Below are 20,285 nucleotides of genomic sequence, written 5' to 3'. Positions count from 1 at the left end.
TCCACCCAGTCTGGACCTAAACCCAGCCCTATCTGGCCCTACCGATAGGTCGGGCAGGCTGATTGGGTCATTGAAACAGCAGGGAAAAGGTGAACATGCCGCGTCACCGCGATAAGCTGTCTTGCAAGACCAATCAGCGCAACGGGGCCTTCACCGAAATGACAAAGCCGGAGCACCTTAGGATCGAGACATCGCCCCCCGTGTCCGATGAGATTCGCAAGACCACCTGCTATATGTGCGCCTGCCGTTGCGGGATCAACGTGCACATGAAGGATGGGCAGGTCGCCTATATCGAAGGCAACCGCGACCATCCGGTGAACAATGGCGTGCTATGCGGCAAGGGGTCGGCCGGAATCATGCAGCATTATGCGCCGTCACGACTGCGCGCCCCGTTGAAGCGGGTCGGCCCGCGTGGCTCGGGCGAGTTTGAAGAAATCTCGTGGGACGAGGCGCTGGAGATCGCCGCCGGATGGCTTGCCCCGTTGCGCCAGACAGACCCCAGCCGTATGGCGTTCTTCACTGGGCGCGACCAGAGCCAGAGCTTCACATCCTGGTTCGCGCAGGCCTATGGCACGCCGAACTATGCAGCACATGGCGGGTTCTGTTCGGTCAACATGGCGGCGGCGGGCATCTATACCATGGGCGGTGCGTTCTGGGAGTTCGGGCAACCCGACTGGGACCGCACCAAGCTGTTCATGTTGTTCGGTGTGGCGGAAGACCACGACTCCAATCCGATCAAGATCGGGTTGGGCAAGCTGAAGGAACGGGGCGTACGTGTGATCGGCGTCAACCCGATCCGGTCGGGCTATAACGCCATTGCGGATGAGTGGGTCGGCATCACGCCCGGCACGGATGGGTTGTTCATCCTGGCCTTGGTGCATGAATTGCTGCGCGCCGGAAAAGTCGATCTGGGGTATCTGTCACGCTACACCAACGCAGGCTTTATCGTAAATGAAGAGCCTAACTCACCGGAAAAAGGGCTTTTCCTGCGGGGTGAAAACGGCAAACCTCAAGTGATATGCCGCGCGACAGGCCAACTGGCGGATTACGATAGGCCCGACGTGATGCCTAATCTGGCGGCCAGCTATCACGACGCCGGACAGGCACATCGCACGGTGTTCCAGCTTCTGGCCGAACGATATCTGTCCGACGATTACGCCCCGGACCGGGTTGCTGAGCGCACCGGCATCTCTGCCGATCGCATAAAGTCAATCGCTGCCGAACTGGCCCGCGTGGCGTTCGAAGAAGAGATCGTGCTCGATCAGCCCTGGACGGACTGGAAGGGGCAGACCCACGACAAGATGATCGGGCGGCCGGTCAGCTTCCACGCGATGCGCGGCATCTCGGCCCACTCGAACGGGTTTCAGACCTGCCGCGCGCTTCATTTGCTGCAAATCCTGCTTGGTTCTGTCGAAGTCCCGGGCGGATTCCGGTTCAAACCGCCCTATCCCAAACCGCCCGAGGCGCACCCCAAACCCCATGCGGGCGTCACCCCCGGCCAGCCGCTGGACGGCCCGCACCTGGGCTATCCGATGGGGCCGGAGCATCTGCTCTTGGACGGTGACGGACGGCCCAAACGGATCGACAAGGCGTTCACATGGGAAAACCCGATGTCGGCGCATGGGTTAATGCATATGGTGATTTCCAACGCCCACGCGGGCGATCCTTACAAGATCGACACGCTGTTCATGTATATGGCGAACATGGCGTGGAATTCGTCGATGAACTCGTCCGAGGTGATACGGATGTTGACCGATACGGACGACGCTGGCGACTATGTCATTCCACATATCATTTACTCCGACGCCTACAGCTCGGAAATGGTAGCCTATGCGGACCTGATCCTGCCCGACACGACCTATCTGGAACGGCACGATTGCATCAGCCTGCTGGACCGCCCGATTTGCGAAGCCGACGCCGCCGCCGATGCGATCCGCTGGCCTGTGGTCGAACCCGACCGCGATGTGCGCGGGTTTCAGACGGTGTTGATCCAACTGGGGGCGAAGCTGGGACTGCCGGGATTCGTCACGGATGACGGGTCGCCGAAATTTAGGGATTACGCCGATTATATGGTGAACCACGAACGCCGTCCGGGTGTTGGCCCGCTGGCGGGCTGGCGCGGGACAGACGGCGAGGGCAGGGGGCGAGGCGAGCCTAACCCGTCCCAAATCGACCGTTATATCGAGAATGGAGGCTTCTGGATCGACCATATTCCGGACGAAGCACGGTTTTATAAGCCCTGGAACAAGGCGTATCAGGAATGGGCCGTGGATCGCGGCATTTTCGATGCCGAGGCGCCTTACGTGTTCAACCTCTATGTCGAGCCGATGCGGAAATTCCAACTGGCCGCCGAGGGTCATGGCGATATCCAGCCCCCCGATCATTTGCGCGCCCGTATCGCGGAAACCATGGACCCGCTGCCGATCTGGTATCCGCCATTCGAGGATCAGAGCGTTGACCCGGATGAATACCCCATCCACGCGCTGACCCAGCGCCCAATGCATATGTATCATTCATGGGGCTCGCAGAACGCGTGGTTGCGGCAGATCACAGGGAAGAACGCCCTGTATCTGCCCACCGATATATGGATCGAACACGGGTTCAAGGATGGTGACTTTGCCACGGTAACGTCCGCGCACGGGTCGATCACCGTTCCGGTTGCCCATCACGCGGCGCTGAACCCCCAGACCGTCTGGACATGGAACGCCATCGGCAAGCGCAAGGGGGCGTGGGCCCTTGACAAGGATGCGCCTGAAGCGACCGAAGGGTTCCTTCTGAACCACCTCATTCACGAGCTTCTGCCGCCCAAAGGGGACGGGCTGCGCTGGGCGAACTCAGACCCTGTGACGGGTCAGGCGGCGTGGTTTGACCTGCGCGTCAAAATCGAAAAAGCAGAGCCTAAACCTGCGGAAAGTCAGCCTGCGCATCCGCCGATCGCCTCGCCAGTTGGGCAGGGTCCAAATGTTGTGGCAAGAAAAATCTGATGACGGCACTGCCTGACAAGACCGACAAGAAACTGGGTTTGGTGATTGATCTGGACACCTGCGTGGGGTGCCACGGCTGCGTGACCGCCTGCAAAGGGTGGAACACGCAACACTATGGCGCGCCATTGTCCGACACCGACCCCTATGGCGCAGACCCCGGCGGCACCTTCCTAAACCGCGTGTTTTCCTATGAGGCGCAGGCCGAAGGCCGCCCGGCACAGACCATTCACATGCCGCGATCCTGCCTGCATTGCGACGATGCGCCCTGCGTGACCGTCTGCCCGACCGGCGCGAGCTACAAGCGGGCCGAGGACGGGATTGTGCTGGTCAACGAAGATCGGTGCATCGGCTGCGGCCTGTGCGCCTGGGCTTGCCCCTATGGCGCGCGCGAGCTGGATCGCGAGGCGGGCATCATGAAGAAATGTACCCTTTGCGTTGATCGGATCTATAACGAGAACCTGCCGGAAGAAGATCGTGTGCCGGCCTGTGTGCGCACCTGCCCAGCGGGCGCGCGGCACTTTGGCGATCTGGGCGATCCCGACAGCGATGTGTCGAAGCTGGTGGCGAAACGGGGTGGCTATGACCTGATGCCCGACCTTGGCACCAAACCCGTGAACAAATACCTGCCGCCGCGCCCCAAGGACACGTTGGACACCGCCCCGCTGACCGCCGTCGCCGACGAGCCGAAAGGTTTTCTTGGCTGGCTTGACAAAGCTCTTGAGAAGCTCTGACGGAGGAACCGGATGCATCCCGCCCCCAGCGTCATCATCTTTACCACCCTGTCCGGGCTGGGATTTGGCCTGTTTTTCTGGCTGGGTCTGGGCGTGCCGGATGTGCAGGGCGGCAGCGCCTTTGCCTTTTTCTTCATCGCTTATGTGTTGTCCTGTGCCGGTTTGCTGGCCTCGACCTTCCACCTTGGGAACAAGAAGAACGCGATCTATGCGCTCAGCCAATGGCGCACCAGTTGGCTAAGCCGCGAAGGTGTTGCCGCGATCGTGACGCTGTTTCTGTTTGCGCTGATTGCGGTGCCGCGCATCTTCCTTGGGGCGGAAATGGTCATTTCGGGTGTAATAGGCTCTGTTTTGGCGCTGATCACCGTGGTCACAACTTCGATGATCTATACCCAGCTCAAAACCATTCCACGCTGGAACCAACCGCTGACGCCCGTGCTGTTCCTGCTACATGCTCTGGGCGGTGGGGCGCTCTTGGCGGGCGAGGTGAAAATCGCGGGGTGGTTGCTGCTGGCGTTGACATTGGCCCTGTTCGCCGCGTGGCGGGTGGGCGACAGGCGCGCGCTGGCGCGCGGCACGACCGGCGACGCCACCGGGTTGGCCCATCTGGGAGCCGTGCGGATGCTGGAAAGCGGCCACACGGCCCGCAACTATGTTGTGGACGAGATGGTGTATCGCGTTGGTCGAAAGCACGCCGAGAAACTTCGGTGGATCGCGCTCGCTCTTGCGGGGGCGCTGCCCGCCGCCATTCTTCTGCTCACCCCTCCGGGCCATATCACCGCCTTCGTGGCGCTGGCCCTTCACCTGCTGGGCGTCGTCATCGGGCGCTGGCTGTTCTTCGCCGAAGCCGAGCATGTGGTGGGGCTGTATCACGGCGCGTGACCCCTTTTCATTGAACCCCGCGCCCTTCGCGCCTATCAGGGGGGAAACGAAGCAAGAGGGCGGATATGGCCAACCATCTTTACAAGCGTGACCTTCCCGACGGGCTGGACCTTGGGCCGATCGTGGCAATTGATTGCGAAACCATGGGGCTGAACCCGCATCGCGACCGGCTGTGCGTGGTGCAGATGTCATCGGGTGACGGCGACGCACATCTGGTGCAGGTCGAAAAGGGTCAAACCAGCGCGCCGAACCTTGAAAAGATGCTGACGGACCCGAACGTGTTGAAACTGTTTCACTTCGGTCGCTTCGACATTGCCGCACTGCTGAACGCCTTTGGCGTGGTCACCGCCCCTGTCTATTGCACCAAGATCGCGTCGAAACTAGTGCGAACCTATACCGACCGCCACGGGCTGAAAAACCTGTTGGAGCAGCTTCTGAAGGTCGATATCTCGAAACAACAACAGATGAGCGATTGGGGCGCGGAAGAGTTAACCGCCGCACAGTTGGACTATGCCGCATCGGACGTTCTGTATCTGCACCGCTTGCGCGACGAGCTGGATCAGCGTCTGGCCCGCGAAGGGCGGAGCGAGATGGCGCAGGCCTGTTTCGATTTCCTGCCGATGCGCGCGCAACTTGATCTGGCCGGCTGGCCCGAGATCGACATTTTCTCGCATTGACCGGCTCAATCCGCATCGGCGGCTTGGATCGGGCGGGTTGATGACTAGATAACAACTTGGATAACGAAACCGAGGTCACATGGTTCGACCCGACAACCCGTATTCGCGCTTTATCGCGTGGCTGAAAGTGCTTCTGCCCGTCAGTGCGCTGGCGCTGTTGTCGACGATGTTTCTGATCTCGAAATCCATCGATCCGACCACATCCCTGACCTATGCCCGCGTCAATCTGGACGAATTGACCGGCGATCAGCGCATCGACAGCCCGCGATTTTCCAGTGTCACCGAAGACGGCGCGGCAATCACGTTCTCGGCCAGAAGCGCGGTGCCGAATCCTGAACAGACGAACGTGTTTAACGCCAACGGGCTGGCCGCGCGGATCGAAACGCCGGACGGGGGCGCTGTGGACATCAACGCGTCCTCTGCGGTGATCAACGGCCAGTCGAATGTCGTCGACCTGTCGGGGGGTGTTACGCTCGTCACCTCGACCAACTACCATATTGCGACCTCCGGGCTGTCGACCGCGCTGGATGCAACCTCGGCCAGAACGCTTGGCCCGGTCGAGGCGGACGGCCCGATGGGGCATCTGACCGCAGGACAGGCCGAGATCACCCGCGAAGGCGAGGGCAGCGATACCTATCTTCTGGTTTTCAAAGGGGGTGTAAAACTGATATACGATCCCAAGACAGAGGGGACATACAAGTGACAAGATCTGCACGCATCGCGGCCTGTTTGCTTGCGCTCGTATTGCCGATCGCGGCCCATGCGCAGGCCCAGGTTGCCTTTGGGGGTCTGAAACATGACAGCAGCCTTCCTGTCGAAATATCCGCAGATCTTTTGCAAGTCGACCAATCCGACGGGTCGGCCACGTTCAGCGGGAATGTCCAGATCGGCCAGGGCGCGATGCGTCTGACTGCCGGCAAGGTCCGGGTCGAATATGCCACCGGTGACGACACAACGGGCGAGATTTCGCGCCTTCTGGCATCCGACGGTGTGACACTGGTCAATGGCGCCGAAGCTGCCGAAGCGCGCGAAGCAATTTACACCATCGACAGCGGCGTGATCGTGATGACCGGCGACGTGATCCTGACCCAGGGACAAAACGCGCTGTCCTCGGAGAAATTGACCGTCAACCTTCAGTCGGGCACCGGCACGATGGACGGGCGTGTGAAGTCGATCATCCAGACAGGTGCGGATTGATGACAGAGACCCCCGATCTGACCGTCGAGAACGGCGATGCCGGTCTGCGCATCATCGGATTGCGCAAAAGCTATCGCAAGAAACCGGTGATCCGCGAGGTGAACCTTGAACTTCACCGGGGCGAGGTCGTGGCCCTGCTTGGTCCGAACGGCTGCGGCAAGACGACGACCTTTTATGCCATCGCCGGGCTGATCACGCCCGAGGCCGGGCAGGTCCTGATCGACGGGCGCGACGTGACGCTTTTGCCGATGTATCGGCGGGCGAAATACGGCATCGGCTATCTGCCGCAAGAGATGTCGATCTTCCGCGGCATGTCGGTCGAGGACAACATCCTGGCTATTCTGGAAATCTCGACCCCGGACCGCCACAAGCGGCGCGAACGGCTGGAAGAACTGCTGAACGAATTTTCGATCAGTCACCTGCGACGCGCCCCTGCGCTGGCCCTGTCGGGCGGTGAGCGGCGCCGGGTCGAAATCGCCCGCTTGTTGGCCTCGAATCCGAAGTATCTTTTGCTCGACGAACCCTTTGCCGGGGTCGATCCGATCGCCGTGGGCGAAATCCGAACTCTGGTTCACGACCTCAAGGATCGTGGCATCGGCGTCCTGATCACCGATCACAATGTGCGCGAAACGCTTGAGATCGTGGACCGTGCCTATATCCTGCATGACGGCCATGTTCTGATGAGCGGAACCACCGACGAGGTGATCCGGGACGAGAATGTGCGACGGGTTTATCTGGGTCAGAATTTCTCGATCAAATAGGAGGGTGGCGATGTGATGTGGTTGACAAGCCCCCGCGACTCGTCGCCAAATGAAGATAATGAAAGACCGCCTGATCCTACGTTCCCGCCCCCTTGCGCGCGGGATCTGCATGACGGATCGTCCAAACAAATTTGGACGGGCAAGGTTGTTCAAAACAGACGCAACGCTATGTAAAGTAGATAGGATTTCGCCTTTCCCTGAAAGGGGTTAGGCATCTTGAGGCCTGCACGACCATAGGAGGTATGGATGCAATATCAAATCAGTGGCAAGCAAATCGACATCGGTGATGCCCTTCAGGTTCACGTGAAAGATGAACTGGGTGCGGTGGTTCAGAAATATGCCGAACGCCCCACACGTGCGCAGGTGATCTTTTCCAAAAGCGCGCATGAATTCGTGTGTGAAACCATCGTGCATCTGTCCACTGGCCTGACCGCTCAGGCCAAGGGTGTCGCCACCGAGATTTACGCCGCCTTCGACAATTGCGCCGAGAAAATGGAGAAGCAACTGCGCCGCTACAAGCGTCGATTGAAGGACCATCACAAGGATCGTGTGGACCCGGTTGAAGTTTTCGGCGGAGCCTCGTATATCCTCGCCTCAGAAGAAGGTCAGGACGAAGCAGACGACGCCTCACTCCAGCCCATGATCATCGCCGAGATGGAGACTCAGATCCCATCTCTTTCCGTTGGCGAAGCGGTCATGCAGATGGAGTTGGCACATGCGCCCGTTCTGGTTTTCCGCAACGAGAAAACCGAGGGGATGAATGTGGTCTATCGCCGTGAAGACGGCAATGTAGGCTGGATCGACCCCAAAAACGCAGTGTAAACCTCCCGCCCGATGGTGGGCGGGGAAAGTTGTTGGCGATGGAACTTTCGAGCATCCTCAAGCCGTCGGCCGTAAAGGTCGCGTCGACCGTGTCATCCAAGAAGCGCCTGTTTCAGGATCTTGGGGACGTGGTGAACGAATGCTATGGCATCAACGGCAGCGAAGCCTTCACCGCGCTGCAACAACGCGAATCCCTGGGGCCAACAGGTGTTGGCCGCGGGGTAGCCTTGCCGCACGCCCGGCTGAGTGGGCTGGACAAGGTTGTTGGCTGCTTCATGCGTGTGGAAAAGCCCTTTGATTTCGGCGCTGTCGACAAGCAGCCGGTCGATCTGGTCTTTGCCCTGTTTGCCCCCGAAGATTCCGGTGTCGACCACCTGAAGGCGCTGGCGCTGGTGTCACGCACCATGCGGGACGCATCCATTTGTGCCAAGCTGCGCGCCAACACCGACACCACCACGCTTCATGCGTTGCTGACTGAAAGCCTGTCCAACAAGGCGGCGTGATCACGGTTGCCGGCGGCGCTGCCAGGGCTGAAATCCGAACATGACATAATCACGCTGATACGCCTTGCGCACAGCGGTCTCGATGTCGCCGGAATAAATCTGTTCAAGCGCGTAAGGCGCATCCGGCACAGCCGCGGGCAGGGGCGGCGCATTGCTTGCTCCGACCTCGGCCAGAACAGCCGCGATGCCTGTGGGCAACTGGTCTTCCCGCAGAATGTGATCGGGCAGGGTGAAGCGGGCAAAACCCTTGATCGTCGCCACCTGCGTTGCCCAGCGCGGATCGACACCGATGGCGGTCTGGCCGCTCAGCGATCTGGCGACAAAGGCGATGAACTGCAAGAACGCTTGCCGATGATCTTCCAGCGTCCAGCGCGCATCGGCCGTGTCAGGCAAGGCGATGTCATGCACCTGCCGCAACGCCTGTTTCAGGTCCATATCCGGCCCGTCTTTGTCCACCGCCAGAAGGTCACAGAACACGGAATGCAAGCGCGCAACCGGGTGGCGCAGCACCGTGAAGCTGCGATGTGCCTTGTGCTGCCGTTTCCATCGCCGCAATGACTTTTGCGAGAAATCGCCCATCAGCGGCCCGGCGGTCTCCATCCAGTCCGTCACGCGTTGCGTCGGCCCCCCGGCAATCGGCAGGAAAACCAACTGCAATTCGTCCGACGCCAGATAGGATTTCATCACGGGCGGTCGACCCGGCTCGAAGCTCGGAAGCCTGTGCAGGTCGAAAATGTCGATACGCGCCACGGTCGAGGCCAACAGCTCGAACTGCTTCACCTTGTCCGACAGGGGCTCGGGGTTTTGCTTCTTGAACGTGCTTGCGAAGCGTTCGATCCGGCTGTCTTCGCCCAGAAATCTGGCAAGACCATTGATCACATCAAGGTTCTGCGCGTCGCCATAGTCGACATAGAACGCCGTCTGCCCGGTGCGTTGCAGCCGATCTTTGATTTTCGCCTGAAAGCTCTTGGCCCGATAGAAATGCTTTTCAAATTCGTCCGGAATGAACCGCGCCTTTTCCTTGCGCGCGTCGCCCGTATCGCTGAGCTGCCACTGGTCGGTCGCCATCGCGATCCGGCGTGACACATATGCCTCGACCGGGTTGCGTGTCAGAACCACCTTGGCACAGCGCGGATCGTCGATCAAAGCGTTGAACACGCGCGGGTCGTGGTCATGAAAGAACCGAAATCCGGGCAGGCCATCGGTTTCGGCCTTCATCCGTTCCAGCAACAGCATGGGGTCCGCGTCCCGCATGGCAAGGGTCACACCAAACAGGACATCGGTCTGCGGTGTCACCATGAAATAGGGGTTGAACGCCTCGCCATAGCAATGAAGGCCGGGAAACTGATCCAGATTGCTTTCCAGGAAGTTCGACCCGGTGCGCATCTCGGCGAAGATTATGAAGCAGTCGAACGGACCAGGCATGGGCTTACTTCACCAGATAGGGTTTGCGCAGAATGCGGGTGGTGGGGACGAGGTCATGACCGGCGGGGAAATCACCCATCAGATAGGGATGCATCCCCTGATTTTTCAGATCCTGCAAGAACTGGCCAAACCCGTTCAGGGATTTCATTTTTGGCAAGCTTGGCAAGGGGCCGACACCGCGTGGGCCGATATCGTCAACCACAGTTTGCAGCGGCTCGGTCGGGTTCAGCACAAAATCGGCCAGCGACCAGATTTGCGAGCGTGCCCGGGCATAGCCAGAGCGAAGGGCGGTCAGGTGTTCGCTTTCGATCTTCTGCAACCGTGCGGCCTCGGCCCTGATGTCCGAGAAATTGCGGTTTGAATGAAACAGCGGCAACGCCCAGGCACCTGACACCACATAAACCCGCGCGTTCGGATCCTTCGCCATGTCCCACGACACGTCCTGATTGTCGCGCGGGCCATAGTGGAAGCATTGACGCTCGCCCCGCGTGTTCCAGATCAGGTTGGTCAGAAACGCCTTGGGGTTATAGTCCCGCAGGCTGACATCATCACTGAGCGCGCCAAAGAAATCCGGCGCGCCGCCTGCAAAATGAACCTTGTCCCGGGCAAACAGATTGCCGTGCACGCGGGCCGAGACGGTATCGGCCAGCCATTCATCGAACCCTTCGAACAGATCGGAGAACCCTTCCAGAACGGTGTATCGCGCGGCTGTCACGTTGCCCTCGAACCCCTCTCGTGGAAAGCGGCTGGCCATGTAGAGGCCGGGGCGACCCCGGGTGCGTCGTTCAATCGCCTTGGTAAAAATCCGGTCAATCTTGCCCGGGTTTGGTTCGGCGCCGGTCAGAACGACCGGTTGATCGGACAGGAAGCTGTCATACAGTTTGTTGGCATGAGGCCACGCCTTGCGCGCCACAAAGCAGTCGGACCGACGCAGCAGTTGCAGGTGATCGTCATAGAACACATGCGGCTTACCCTGAAAATCGAACTTCGACAGGGTCAGCGACCGGCATTCGATCCGGGTCGCGTGACGACGGGCCAGCGTCTGGTAATAGCTTTCGTCGGGGATCCAGACCCGTTTGAAATACCGGTCATATGTGGGACGGTTCGGATCCTTCAGAATGGCGGTCAGGGTCTCACGTGTCAGGCACCACCACTGGCTGCCCAGATGCGGCACAATCCCGTCCGGTATGGTGCGCTTGATGCCAAGGCTGCGCTGAATTTTGACATAACGGTCAAACAGGCGCCTTTGCCGTTTCCACGAAAACGGAAAGCGCAGTGTAAACCGTTCGATGTCCAGCCCGCCAATGGTCCAGGGCACGTCCTCGGTCGTGACGCTTTCGATAAAGTCTGTCTGCGGTCGCTTTCCCAGATAGGATCGCATCTCGGAAATCGGGCGTAACGGCAGACAACTGCCCGAGGCCAACATGATGTGTTTCACGTCGGCAAACGTCTCTAACATGGCTTCAGAGGCTGCCTGACTGGCTGCAACCAGTGACCATGTGCCCCATTCGCAGTGCCGTCGCTTGCAGAACCGCACATTGTCCAGATCGCTTAGCGCGGAGGTGAAATCCACATAGTCATCGCGCGTCACGTTGGCATCGACGTGAACGACGACCGGGCAGTCATGGGTCGCCCAATGGCGCACCAGTTGCCCGGCACGATCCAGCGCGTCGTGCACCAACATGACGATGCCAAGGCTCATGCCCAGTTTCCTTTCGACATCAGCCCCAGCATCTCTAACTGACGCCAGTTCAGGTATTTTTCGCTCCAGTCACACCACAGGTCCGTGGCTTCGTTGGTGCCGTCGTGATAGGCGCGGTATTCGTGACTGTCGGCATAGTGCTGTCCGCGCGTAAGCTCCTCGACCGATTTTTCCTTGAACGTGTCCAGAAACTTGGCGTGCAACAGACAGCCCGACGCCTTTTCACCGCCCCATTGGTCATAGACTAGGTTCAACCCGCGCGGCAAAAGCGCGTGGGTCGAACTGACATAGCTGTATTTCCGGTGCCATTTCACCAGCGGGATCTTGTTCAGAGCAGGGGCGTTCTCGGGGTTGTCCGCGAAAAAGGCGCGTGCGCGCGGACCGCCCTGTATCCACAGGTTCCCGTATTTCGGGTTCTTGGTGATCGAGTAGTTGCCGCTGTCAAACCAATCGGCCAGCTCGAACGGGTTTTGCCCGGCCGCATAGCTCAGGTTATGCATCGGCCCTTTCGGATACATATCCAGAAGCAGCACCCCGAACGACCTGACACCCGACGTATCCAACCAGTCGGTCAGCGCCCTGAGCGGCCGCGTATCGCAGAACGGATAGACCAGAAATTCGTCAGGGTCGACGACCAGCGACCAATGCCCATGAGCGTATTTCCGTTGCAGCCACCCAGTCCAGTTCACGCCGAAATTCGCGCGTTTGTAGCTGGCATCGGTGGACCACAGCGACACATCCGGCTGATCGGCCAGGTACTCGGCTCCGCCATCATCCGACCCGTTGTCGACGAAAAAGAAATGGTTCACGCCAAGATCGCGATAATAGGACAGGAAATAGGGCAGACGGACAGCTTCGTTGCGGATGGTCGAAAAGCACAGGATATCGTCCGGCGCGATGGCAGATGTCCGGTTGATCACCGTGGTCAACTCGCGCCGCTTGCGGAACGCCCGAATGTGGCATTGCTTGCGTTTCAGCCGCAGTCGGTATGATGTCCAGACGCTCACGCCGTTCCTCGTTCCTGATCGGTGCTAGGCTAACACCTGTTTAGAATGTTTCGTGATAAACCTGAATCACAGATTTACGCAGAACGCTTATTCCCAACCGCCCGCCGAGATAAGCCCAAGGTCCACCAACTGACGCCAGCCTTGATAGGCCACCGCGCCCTCGTGCCACAGGTCAGGCGCGGATGAGAGCCAGTCATAGTAGTCATCAAAATCTTCGGGCCGCCCGAAATGCTCGCGCCGCGCCTTTTCTTCCCGCGATCGGGCCACGATGTCAGGCAGGAACTTGGTATGGAGCAGTGCGCCGGACAGGCGGGTGTCGTCTGACACGCAGGCAGGCCCGTCCCAGGCCAGGTTCAGGTGGGGAGGAAGCGCCGAATGGGTCGAATTCAGATAGGCATATCGCCGGCTCCAACGCACCAGCGGAAGCTTGTTCAGGGTGGGTGCCCGCGCAGGCCGGTCGGCAAAATGGACGCGATCGCGTGGGCCCCCCTGCACCCACAGGTTCTGCGCGGGCAATTGCCGCTCTGCCCGATAGGGACCGGCATCGAAATGCGTCAGCACCTCGGTCGGGTCTTGTCCGGGCGCATAGGTCGGTTGATCCAGCGGGCCTTGGGGGAAAAGATCCAGCATCAGCGCGCCCATCGCGGCGGCATCGGATTGCTCCAGAAACGCGGTCAGGTCGGGAAGGCTTCGCGTGTCGCAATGGGGATAGATCAGCACCTCGTCAACATCGACCGTCAGGCACCAGTGGCGATGGCCATAGCGAAACAGAAGCCAGGTGATCCAGTCGACCCCGAAACGTGACGCCTTGTAGCCCGCCTTGGTCTGCCACAGCGACACGTCGGGCTGCTCGGCCAGAAAGGCCTCGGTCGCATCATCGCTGTTGTTCAGGACGAACAGAAAATGCCCCACGCCCAGCGCGCGATAATGCGACAGGAAATGCGGCAGGCGCAGCTGTTCGTTGCGTGCCGTGGTGAAGACCAGCACATCGCCGGGGCGAATCCGATCCGTGCGGTCCACAACCGGCACAAGGTCGCGGCGCGAACGGAACGAACGCCACAAAAGGCGGCGGCGTTTCCACCGCATCCGATAGGCTGACCACCACTGCCCGCGTTCGTCAGGCACGAGGGGTTACTCGGCCGCCTTCTGCTGTGCCACGATGTCGTGCAAATAGGACGAAAACTCATCCCGAAGCTCTTCCCGGGCCATGCCAAAGGCGACCGTGGCCTGCAAAAATCCCGCCTTGGACCCGCAATCAAAGCGTTGCCCGCGGAACCGATAGCCGAACACATCGCGCCCTTTTTCGATTTCCAGAGCAATGGCATCGGTCAGTTGAATTTCGCCACCCGCACCGCTTTTCATCTTGTTCAGGCTGCGCAGCACATTGGGCGTCAGGATGTATCGACCGATCACCGCCAGATTGGACGGCGCGTCTTCGATAGCAGGTTTTTCAACCATGCCCTTGACCGAAACCATCGCGCCCATGTCCTGCTTGACGTCAAGAACACCATAGGCGCTGGCCTTTTCGGCAGGGACTTCCATCGCGGCGACCATGCACCCGCCGGTTTCGTCATAGGCTTCGACCATCTGTTGCAGACAGGGTTTTTCGGCAGCGATCACGTCATCGGGCAGGATGACGGCAAAGGGTTCATTGGCGATCAGGCGGCGCGCGCACCAGACCGCATGGCCCAGCCCCAGCGCCTTGTGCTGGCGCATATAGGCGATCGCGCCGCTTTCCATGTTTGTGTCCTTGAGGATCTCAAGCAGGGCATCCTTGCCCTTCCGGCGCAGCTCCTGCTCAAGTATGGGAGAATTGTCGAAATAATCCTCAAGCGCGCCTTTGCCGCGCGAGGTGACAAAGATGAATTCCTTGATCCCGGCCGCCCGCGCTTCGTCGATCGCGTATTGAATCAATGGGCGATCCACCAGCGTCATAATCTCTTTCGGAATCGATTTGGTCGCGGGCAAAAAGCGCGTTCCCAGCCCGGCGACCGGAAAAATGGCTTTGGTGACCTTTTTGTGCGTCATAAAAACACCTCTGTTGTGACTCGTCCGCCCGAAAACGCATTCGACAAGCCAGCCATGAAACTACTTGAGCAGGCTTAAATCATATACGGAATACCAATGGGCGGAAAATCTGACAACTTCATGGCAATTGTTTACGATACTGGGTCAATCGCTGGCATTTCTCAAGGCAATTCCATTTTTCCGCGAGAAGGTGCGACAGATTGCCCGCTGGGTGTGTGAGCGTCGCGGTGATTTCGCGGGGTCAATCCATTCCACATTCGCGAAGGATGCGCTCGATTCTCGGCACGTCTTCGGGGTTGTTCAGTTCCCAGAACTGTCGGCCACGCGCGTCGACCTCGACGCATTGCACCGGATGATCCCGCTCAAGAAAGCGAAGCTGCTCCAGCCCCTCCAACTGCTCCAATGGCCCCGGCGTCCAGCGTGCATAAGCCGCCAGGGCAGAAGGGCGATAGGCATAGACCCCGACATGATGAAACACCGGGGTCGCCTGCGTGTCGTCCCACAGGCTGTTTGAAATATGGGGGATCACCTCTTTCGAGAAATAAAGCGCCTTGCCCTCGGCCCCGAATACGGCGGTGGTGCCACCCACCCGCTCCGCGCGTCGGTCGTCCAGAAAACCGCCGAGCGCCCGACCGTCACATCGCAGCACCGGCGTTGCCATTTCGGCAACCGGGTGGGCGTTCAAGGCGTCGATCAGGGCTTCGACAAACCAGGGCGGCGTCAGCGGGGCGTCGCCTTGCAGGTTCAGCACGATGTCATAGCCGCCACCCAACGCCTCCAGCGCCTCGGCGCAACGTTCGGTGCCGTTGCGGCAGGTCGATGAGGTCATGACGACGTCGGCGCCAAACCCTTCGGCTGCGCTGCGGATACGGTCGTCATCCGTCGCCACGACAACGCGGTCGATGCCGGATACGGCCTGCGCGGCCTCCCAACTGCGGTGGATCAGTGACTTTTTCTGCCCTGTTGCCCCCGTCAGCGGCACAAGCGCCTTACCTGGATAGCGAACCGAGGCAAAGCGCGCGGGAATGACGATCAGCACGCCCATTCGTCACGCTTTCTGCAACGCCACCCCGGGCGCATAGGCGATGAAGAACGGGTTGGCATAGTCGTCTTTGCCATAGGCCAGTGGCGTATGGTCATCAAACCGCACAACGTCGCCACCTGCCCCTTTCAGCACCGCGTGACCGGCGGCGGTGTCCCATTCCATGGTGCGCCCCACGCGGGGGTAAAGATCGGCCTCGCCGGTGGCGACCAGACAAAATTTCAGCGAACTGCCCGCCGACCGCATGTCTTTCACCGCGTATTTGCCGATATAATCATCCGTGGCCTGATCGCGGTGCGATTTCGACGCGACGACCATCAATGCGCTGTTGTCCGGGGTGGAGACCGAGATGGGTGTCAGCGATCCGACTCTGTCTTTGTCGAACGGGCCTTGTTCCTCGACGCTGCTGCCGTTGGCGCGGGTGAAGAACATGCGCCCCTTGGCCGGCGCATAGACCACGCCGCGAACGGGCGTGCCGTCGACCACATAGGCTATGTTGACGGTGAAATCACCGCGCCGGTGAATGAATTCCTTGGTGCCGTCCAACGGGTCGACAATCAGGAAGGCATCGGCCTGCTGCCCATGGCTGTCGGCCTGTTCTTCCGTCACCAGAAGCACATCCGGAAACGCCGCGCGCAACCCGGCCGAAATCACCGCATCCGCGGCCTCGTCCGCCGCCGTTACAGGGCTGTCATCGGATTTCGAGCGCACCTCGAAATCCTCGGAATCGTATATCTCCATGATCACATCACCGGCCTCAAGTGCCAGTTTACGCATGACGCTTTCCAAACGGTCGAAATCCAAAAGATCGCTCCTTGCCCGCACTGCTGTGCGGTCCAGTTGATTACATAATTTCGCCCACTTATGATGTTTGGGTAAGCGAACGGCAAGATTTCCCTGCAAGAATCCCCCTGATGCGGGCAAAAAAGGCAGCGCCATGTTTGAAGTGAAGGTGAACAGAACCCGGGCTGAGGCTGCGGCCTCGATGCTGGCTGTGATCTATCACGCGACCGTCTTCGACCTGCGCAAATCGCACCCGAACGCAGTGATCGGCCTGTTGATCAACATCATCCAGTCGCTTCTGATGGTCGCCATCTTCTTCGTGATGATGAGCGTGCTTGGCCTGCGCACCGCCGCCATCCGCGGGGATTTCCTTTTATACATCATGTCCGGTGTGTTCATTTTCATGACGAACGTGAAGACGATGAAATCCGTCGCCATGGCAACGGGTCCGACCGCGACGATGATGCTGCACGGCCCGATGAACACGCTAGTGTCGATCGTCGCGGCTTCCTTAAGCGCCCTGTATCTTCAGATCGTGTCGATCATCGTTGTGCTGACGGCCTATAGCCTGGCCTTCAACCCGGTGGATATCTATGACCCGGTGGGCACCTTCATGATGCTGCTTCTGGGGTGGTTCAACGGGGTCTCGGTCGGGATTGTCCTGATGGCGCTGAAGCCCTGGTTTCCACGGTTCACGCAGATGACGATGACGGTCTATATGCGGGTCAATATGTTTGCATCGGGCAAGATGTTCGTGGCCAACACGCTGCCCTTCTTCATGCTGGCGATGTTCTCGTGGAACCCGCTATTTCATATCATCGACCAGGCGCGGGGCTATGCGTTCATTAACTATTTTCCACATTATTCTAACTGGCCTTACCCGCTGATCGTCTCGATCGTGCTGGCCTTCCTTGGGCTGATGGGCGACAGCTATAGCCGCAGAAATGCCTCGGCCAGTTGGGACGCGCGCCGTTAATCCGGCTTGTCTGCGACGACCCGAAGCGTCAGGTTGATCCGACCATGATCGCGCAACAGGTCGGATGATCCAAACCGCAGACGGTCGATGCCGTGGAAGGCCAGACGGGCAGGGCCATCCAGCACCAGCACATCGCCTGAGCTCAGCCACGCGGATTGCGTAGGGCCCTGACGTTCGGTGCCGCCGATCCGAAACAGCGCATCATCGCCCAGGCTGATCGACACGACGGGATAGGAGAAGTCACCTTCGTCGCGATCCTGATGCAGCCCCATCCGTGCGCCTTCGCCGTAATAGTTGATCAGGCAGCAATCCGGCAGGCGTTCCGTGCCGGCCACCGAACGCCACACATTCAACACCTCGTCGGGTATCTCTGGCCATTCTGCGCCGCCCGGATGACGCGGTTCGTACCGGTATCCGCGCCGGTCCGATACCCAGCCCACACGCCCCGCCGAGGTCATGCGTACGGACATCTTCTTGCCCCAGCGGGTTTCGGGGTGAAAAAACGGCGCCGCCAACACCAGTGGACGCAGCGCCGCAACCAGCGCCTCCTGCGCGGTCCGGTCCAGCATCCCCTTGAAAAGTCTTGCCCCCGCCAGATCAATCGAAGGGCCGTCATACCGCAACATCGTCAAAACCCTGAAAATGACTCGTTTTTTAGCCGCTCACGGCCCCCTGGACGCTTGCAGGCCCCATTTCCCCTACTTATATACGCCGAGACGCCGGATTGGGACACGCCCAACCGGTCAGAAATCTGGGATCAGGGGCCGATGCTTTGCAAGGTCGGCTCCCACAACATCGCCTAAGAGAGGATTTTGAGCATGGCTAAAGTCATCGGTATCGACCTCGGCACCACCAACTCTTGTGTTGCCATCATGGACGGCTCGCAACCGCGGGTCATCGAAAACGCGGAAGGCGCACGCACGACGCCTTCGATCGTCGCCTTCAAGGACGGCGAACGCCTTGTCGGCCAACCCGCCAAACGGCAGGCCGTCACCAACCCCGACAACACCGTCTTTGCGGTGAAGCGCCTGATCGGCCGCAACATGCAGGACCCGGCCGTTGAAAAAGACAAGAAACTTGTTCCCTATGCCATCGTCGACGGTGGCAACGGCGACGCATGGGTTGAAGCGGCCGGCGAGAAGTATTCGCCCTCGCAAATCTCGGCTTTCATCCTTGGTAAGATGAAAGAAACCGCTGAATCGTATCTCGGCGAAGAGGTGACCCAGGCCGTCATCACCGTTCCTGCCTATTTCAACGACGCCCAGCGTCAGGCCACCAAAGACGCCGGCAAGATCGCTGGCCTTGAGGTGCTGCGGATCATCAACGAACCGACCGCCGCCGCGCTGGCCTATGGTCTGGACAAGGCCGAAACCCAAACCATCGCAGTCTATGACCTTGGCGGTGGTACGTTCGACGTGACCATCCTGGAAATCGACGACGGTCTGTTTGAAGTGAAATCGACCAACGGTGACACCTTCCTTGGTGGTGAAGACTTCGACATGCGCATCGTTCAGTATCTGGTCGATGAGTTCAAAAAGGAAAACCAGGTCGACCTGTCGAAAGACAAGATGGCCCTGCAACGCCTGAAAGAAGCCGCCGAGAAAGCCAAGATCGAGCTGTCCAGCTCGTCGCAAACCGAAATCAACCAACCCTTCATCTCGATGGGGTCGGATGGTTCGCCCTTGCACATGGTGATGAAGCTGACCCGCGCCAAGCTGGAAAGCCTTGTGTCGGATCTGATCAAGCGCTCGATGAAGCCTTGCCAAGCGGCGTTGAAAGACGCTGGCCTGTCCAAGGACGACATTGACGAGGTGGTTCTGGTTGGCGGTATGACCCGCATGCCCAAGGTCATCGAAGAGGTGTCCAAGTTCTTCGGGAAAGAGCCGCATAAAGGCGTGAACCCTGACGAAGTGGTTGCCATGGGTGCCGCCATTCAAGCCGGCGTTCTGCAAGGCGACGTGAAGGACGTTGTTCTGCTGGACGTGACCCCGCTGTCGCTGGGCATCGAAACGCTGGGTGGCGTGTTTACCCGCCTGATCGACCGCAACACGACGATCCCGACCAAGAAGTCGCAGATCTTCTCGACCGCAGAAGACAACCAGAACGCCGTGACCCTGCGTGTGTTCCAGGGTGAGCGTGAGATGGCCGCAGACAACAAGCTGCTGGGCCAGTTCAATCTGGAAGACATCCCGCCGGCTCCGCGCGGCATGCCGCAGATCGAAGTGACCTTCGACATCGACGCCAACGGCATCGTTGAAGTGGGCGCCAAGGACAAGGGCACCGGCAAAGAGCAGAAAATCACCATCCAGGCTTCGGGTGGCCTCTCGGACGAGGATATCGAAGCGATGGTGAAAGACGCTGAAGCCAATGCCGAGGCCGACAAAGAGCGCAAGGAGCTTGTCGAAGCCAAGAACCAGGCCGAAAGCCTGATCCATTCGACCGAAAAGGCGATGGAAGAGCATAACGACAAGGTCGACCCGACCACGATCGAAGCGATCGAGCTGGCCATTGCCGCGCTGAAAGACGTGATGGAAGAAGACAATGCCGACAAGATCAAGTCGGGCATCCAGAACGTCACCGAAGCCGCGATGAAGCTGGGTGAAGCGATCTACAAGGCGCAGCAGGAAGAAGCGGCTGGGGAAGAGCCTGAAGAGGCTGATGGCCCCTCGGCGGTGGATGACGACATCGTCGACGCCGACTTCGAAGACCTTGACGACGACAACAAGCGTTAAGTCTGAATAGGTAACGGGCGGGGCTGCCTGTGC

General features: G+C 59.6%; 19 protein-coding genes. 11 read left to right on the top strand and 8 right to left on the bottom strand.

Annotation, left to right across the window (positions count from 1 at the left end):
• Positions 1-158: 158 nt before the first annotated feature.
• The 9 genes from IE188_RS12740 to IE188_RS12700 all read left to right on the top strand — a co-directional run bounded on the left by IE188_RS12740 (position 159) and on the right by IE188_RS12700 (position 8,557).
• On the top strand, positions 159-2,984 hold the full coding sequence (locus IE188_RS12740; RefSeq protein WP_191286921.1) for a molybdopterin oxidoreductase family protein: 2,826 nt from the start codon (positions 159-161) through the stop codon (positions 2,982-2,984).
• On the top strand, positions 2,984-3,715 hold the full coding sequence (locus tag IE188_RS12735; RefSeq protein WP_191286886.1) for a 4Fe-4S dicluster domain-containing protein: 732 nt from the start codon (positions 2,984-2,986) through the stop codon (positions 3,713-3,715). Before IE188_RS12740 ends, IE188_RS12735 begins: the two co-directional genes overlap by 1 nt.
• Before the next feature lie 12 nt (positions 3,716-3,727).
• Positions 3,728-4,597 (top strand): dimethyl sulfoxide reductase anchor subunit family protein, encoded by an 870-nt coding sequence (locus IE188_RS12730; RefSeq protein ID WP_191286885.1) that lies wholly within the window; start codon positions 3,728-3,730, stop codon positions 4,595-4,597.
• A gap of 65 nt (positions 4,598-4,662) precedes the next feature.
• Positions 4,663-5,274 carry a ribonuclease D gene (locus IE188_RS12725; protein WP_191286884.1) on the top strand — a complete coding sequence of 204 codons (612 nt, stop codon included), beginning with the start codon at positions 4,663-4,665 and terminating at the stop codon, positions 5,272-5,274.
• Between the two features lie 79 nt (positions 5,275-5,353).
• Positions 5,354-5,977 carry an LPS export ABC transporter periplasmic protein LptC gene (locus IE188_RS12720; RefSeq protein ID WP_191286883.1) on the top strand — a complete coding sequence of 208 codons (624 nt, stop codon included), beginning with the start codon at positions 5,354-5,356 and terminating at the stop codon, positions 5,975-5,977.
• A complete protein-coding gene (locus IE188_RS12715; RefSeq protein ID WP_191286882.1) occupies positions 5,974-6,471 on the top strand; it encodes an LptA/OstA family protein in 498 nt (165 codons plus the stop codon). Before IE188_RS12720 ends, IE188_RS12715 begins: the two co-directional genes overlap by 4 nt.
• Positions 6,471-7,232, top strand: coding sequence for an LPS export ABC transporter ATP-binding protein (gene lptB / locus IE188_RS12710; RefSeq protein WP_191286881.1), 762 nt, complete (start codon positions 6,471-6,473; stop codon positions 7,230-7,232). Before IE188_RS12715 ends, lptB begins: the two co-directional genes overlap by 1 nt.
• A 246-nt stretch (positions 7,233-7,478) precedes the next feature.
• Positions 7,479-8,054, top strand: a complete 576-nt coding sequence (hpf, locus tag IE188_RS12705; protein WP_191286880.1) for a ribosome hibernation-promoting factor, HPF/YfiA family — start codon at positions 7,479-7,481, stop codon at positions 8,052-8,054.
• A gap of 38 nt (positions 8,055-8,092) precedes the next feature.
• The gene (locus IE188_RS12700; RefSeq protein WP_191286879.1) at positions 8,093-8,557 is read left to right on the top strand and encodes a PTS sugar transporter subunit IIA; all 465 of its coding nucleotides are present in this window, start codon (positions 8,093-8,095) and stop codon (positions 8,555-8,557) included.
• Here the strand turns inward: IE188_RS12700 and IE188_RS12695 are convergent, their stop codons facing one another.
• From IE188_RS12695 to cysQ, 7 genes are all read right to left on the bottom strand, one after another.
• Positions 8,558-9,982 (bottom strand): sulfotransferase family 2 domain-containing protein, encoded by a 1,425-nt coding sequence (locus IE188_RS12695; protein WP_191286878.1) that lies wholly within the window; start codon positions 9,980-9,982, stop codon positions 8,558-8,560.
• Between the two features lie 4 nt (positions 9,983-9,986).
• The gene (locus IE188_RS12690; protein WP_191286877.1) at positions 9,987-11,684 is read right to left on the bottom strand and encodes a DUF5927 domain-containing protein; all 1,698 of its coding nucleotides are present in this window, start codon (positions 11,682-11,684) and stop codon (positions 9,987-9,989) included.
• A complete protein-coding gene (locus IE188_RS12685) occupies positions 11,681-12,691 on the bottom strand; it encodes a glycosyltransferase family 2 protein (RefSeq protein WP_191286876.1) in 1,011 nt (336 codons plus the stop codon). Before IE188_RS12685 ends, IE188_RS12690 begins: the two co-directional genes overlap by 4 nt.
• Before the next feature lie 87 nt (positions 12,692-12,778).
• A complete protein-coding gene (locus tag IE188_RS12680; RefSeq protein WP_308442453.1) occupies positions 12,779-13,816 on the bottom strand; it encodes a glycosyltransferase family 2 protein in 1,038 nt (345 codons plus the stop codon).
• A 6-nt stretch (positions 13,817-13,822) separates the two neighbouring features.
• Positions 13,823-14,719, bottom strand: coding sequence for a UTP--glucose-1-phosphate uridylyltransferase GalU (gene galU, locus IE188_RS12675; RefSeq protein ID WP_191286875.1), 897 nt, complete (start codon positions 14,717-14,719; stop codon positions 13,823-13,825).
• Between the two features lie 241 nt (positions 14,720-14,960).
• A complete protein-coding gene (locus IE188_RS12670) occupies positions 14,961-15,764 on the bottom strand; it encodes a 3-deoxy-manno-octulosonate cytidylyltransferase (protein WP_191286874.1) in 804 nt (267 codons plus the stop codon).
• A 3-nt stretch (positions 15,765-15,767) separates the two neighbouring features.
• Positions 15,768-16,565 carry a 3'(2'),5'-bisphosphate nucleotidase CysQ gene (cysQ, locus tag IE188_RS12665; RefSeq protein ID WP_191286873.1) on the bottom strand — a complete coding sequence of 266 codons (798 nt, stop codon included), beginning with the start codon at positions 16,563-16,565 and terminating at the stop codon, positions 15,768-15,770.
• A 133-nt stretch (positions 16,566-16,698) separates the two neighbouring features.
• On the opposite strand from cysQ, the gene IE188_RS12660 reads away from it, so the two are divergent.
• Positions 16,699-17,520, top strand: coding sequence for an ABC transporter permease (locus IE188_RS12660; RefSeq protein WP_191286872.1), 822 nt, complete (start codon positions 16,699-16,701; stop codon positions 17,518-17,520).
• On the opposite strand, the gene IE188_RS12655 is transcribed toward IE188_RS12660, so the two are convergent.
• Complete coding sequence (locus tag IE188_RS12655; RefSeq protein ID WP_191286871.1) at positions 17,517-18,146, bottom strand: alpha-ketoglutarate-dependent dioxygenase AlkB family protein; 630 nt, start codon at positions 18,144-18,146, stop codon at positions 17,517-17,519. The genes IE188_RS12660 and IE188_RS12655 overlap by 4 nt on opposite strands.
• A 192-nt stretch (positions 18,147-18,338) precedes the next feature.
• Here IE188_RS12655 and dnaK point away from each other — a divergent pair, with 192 nt between their 5' ends.
• Positions 18,339-20,252 (top strand): molecular chaperone DnaK, encoded by a 1,914-nt coding sequence (gene dnaK, locus IE188_RS12650; protein WP_191286870.1) that lies wholly within the window; start codon positions 18,339-18,341, stop codon positions 20,250-20,252.
• Positions 20,253-20,285 lie beyond the last annotated feature (33 nt).

The sequence above is a fragment of the Aliiroseovarius zhejiangensis genome (assembly GCF_014656375.1).
GTDB classification, from domain to species: domain Bacteria; phylum Pseudomonadota; class Alphaproteobacteria; order Rhodobacterales; family Rhodobacteraceae; genus Aliiroseovarius; species Aliiroseovarius zhejiangensis.
The sequence above is the reverse complement of the archived record's forward strand: the minus strand, read 5'-3'. Positions and strand labels throughout refer to the sequence as shown.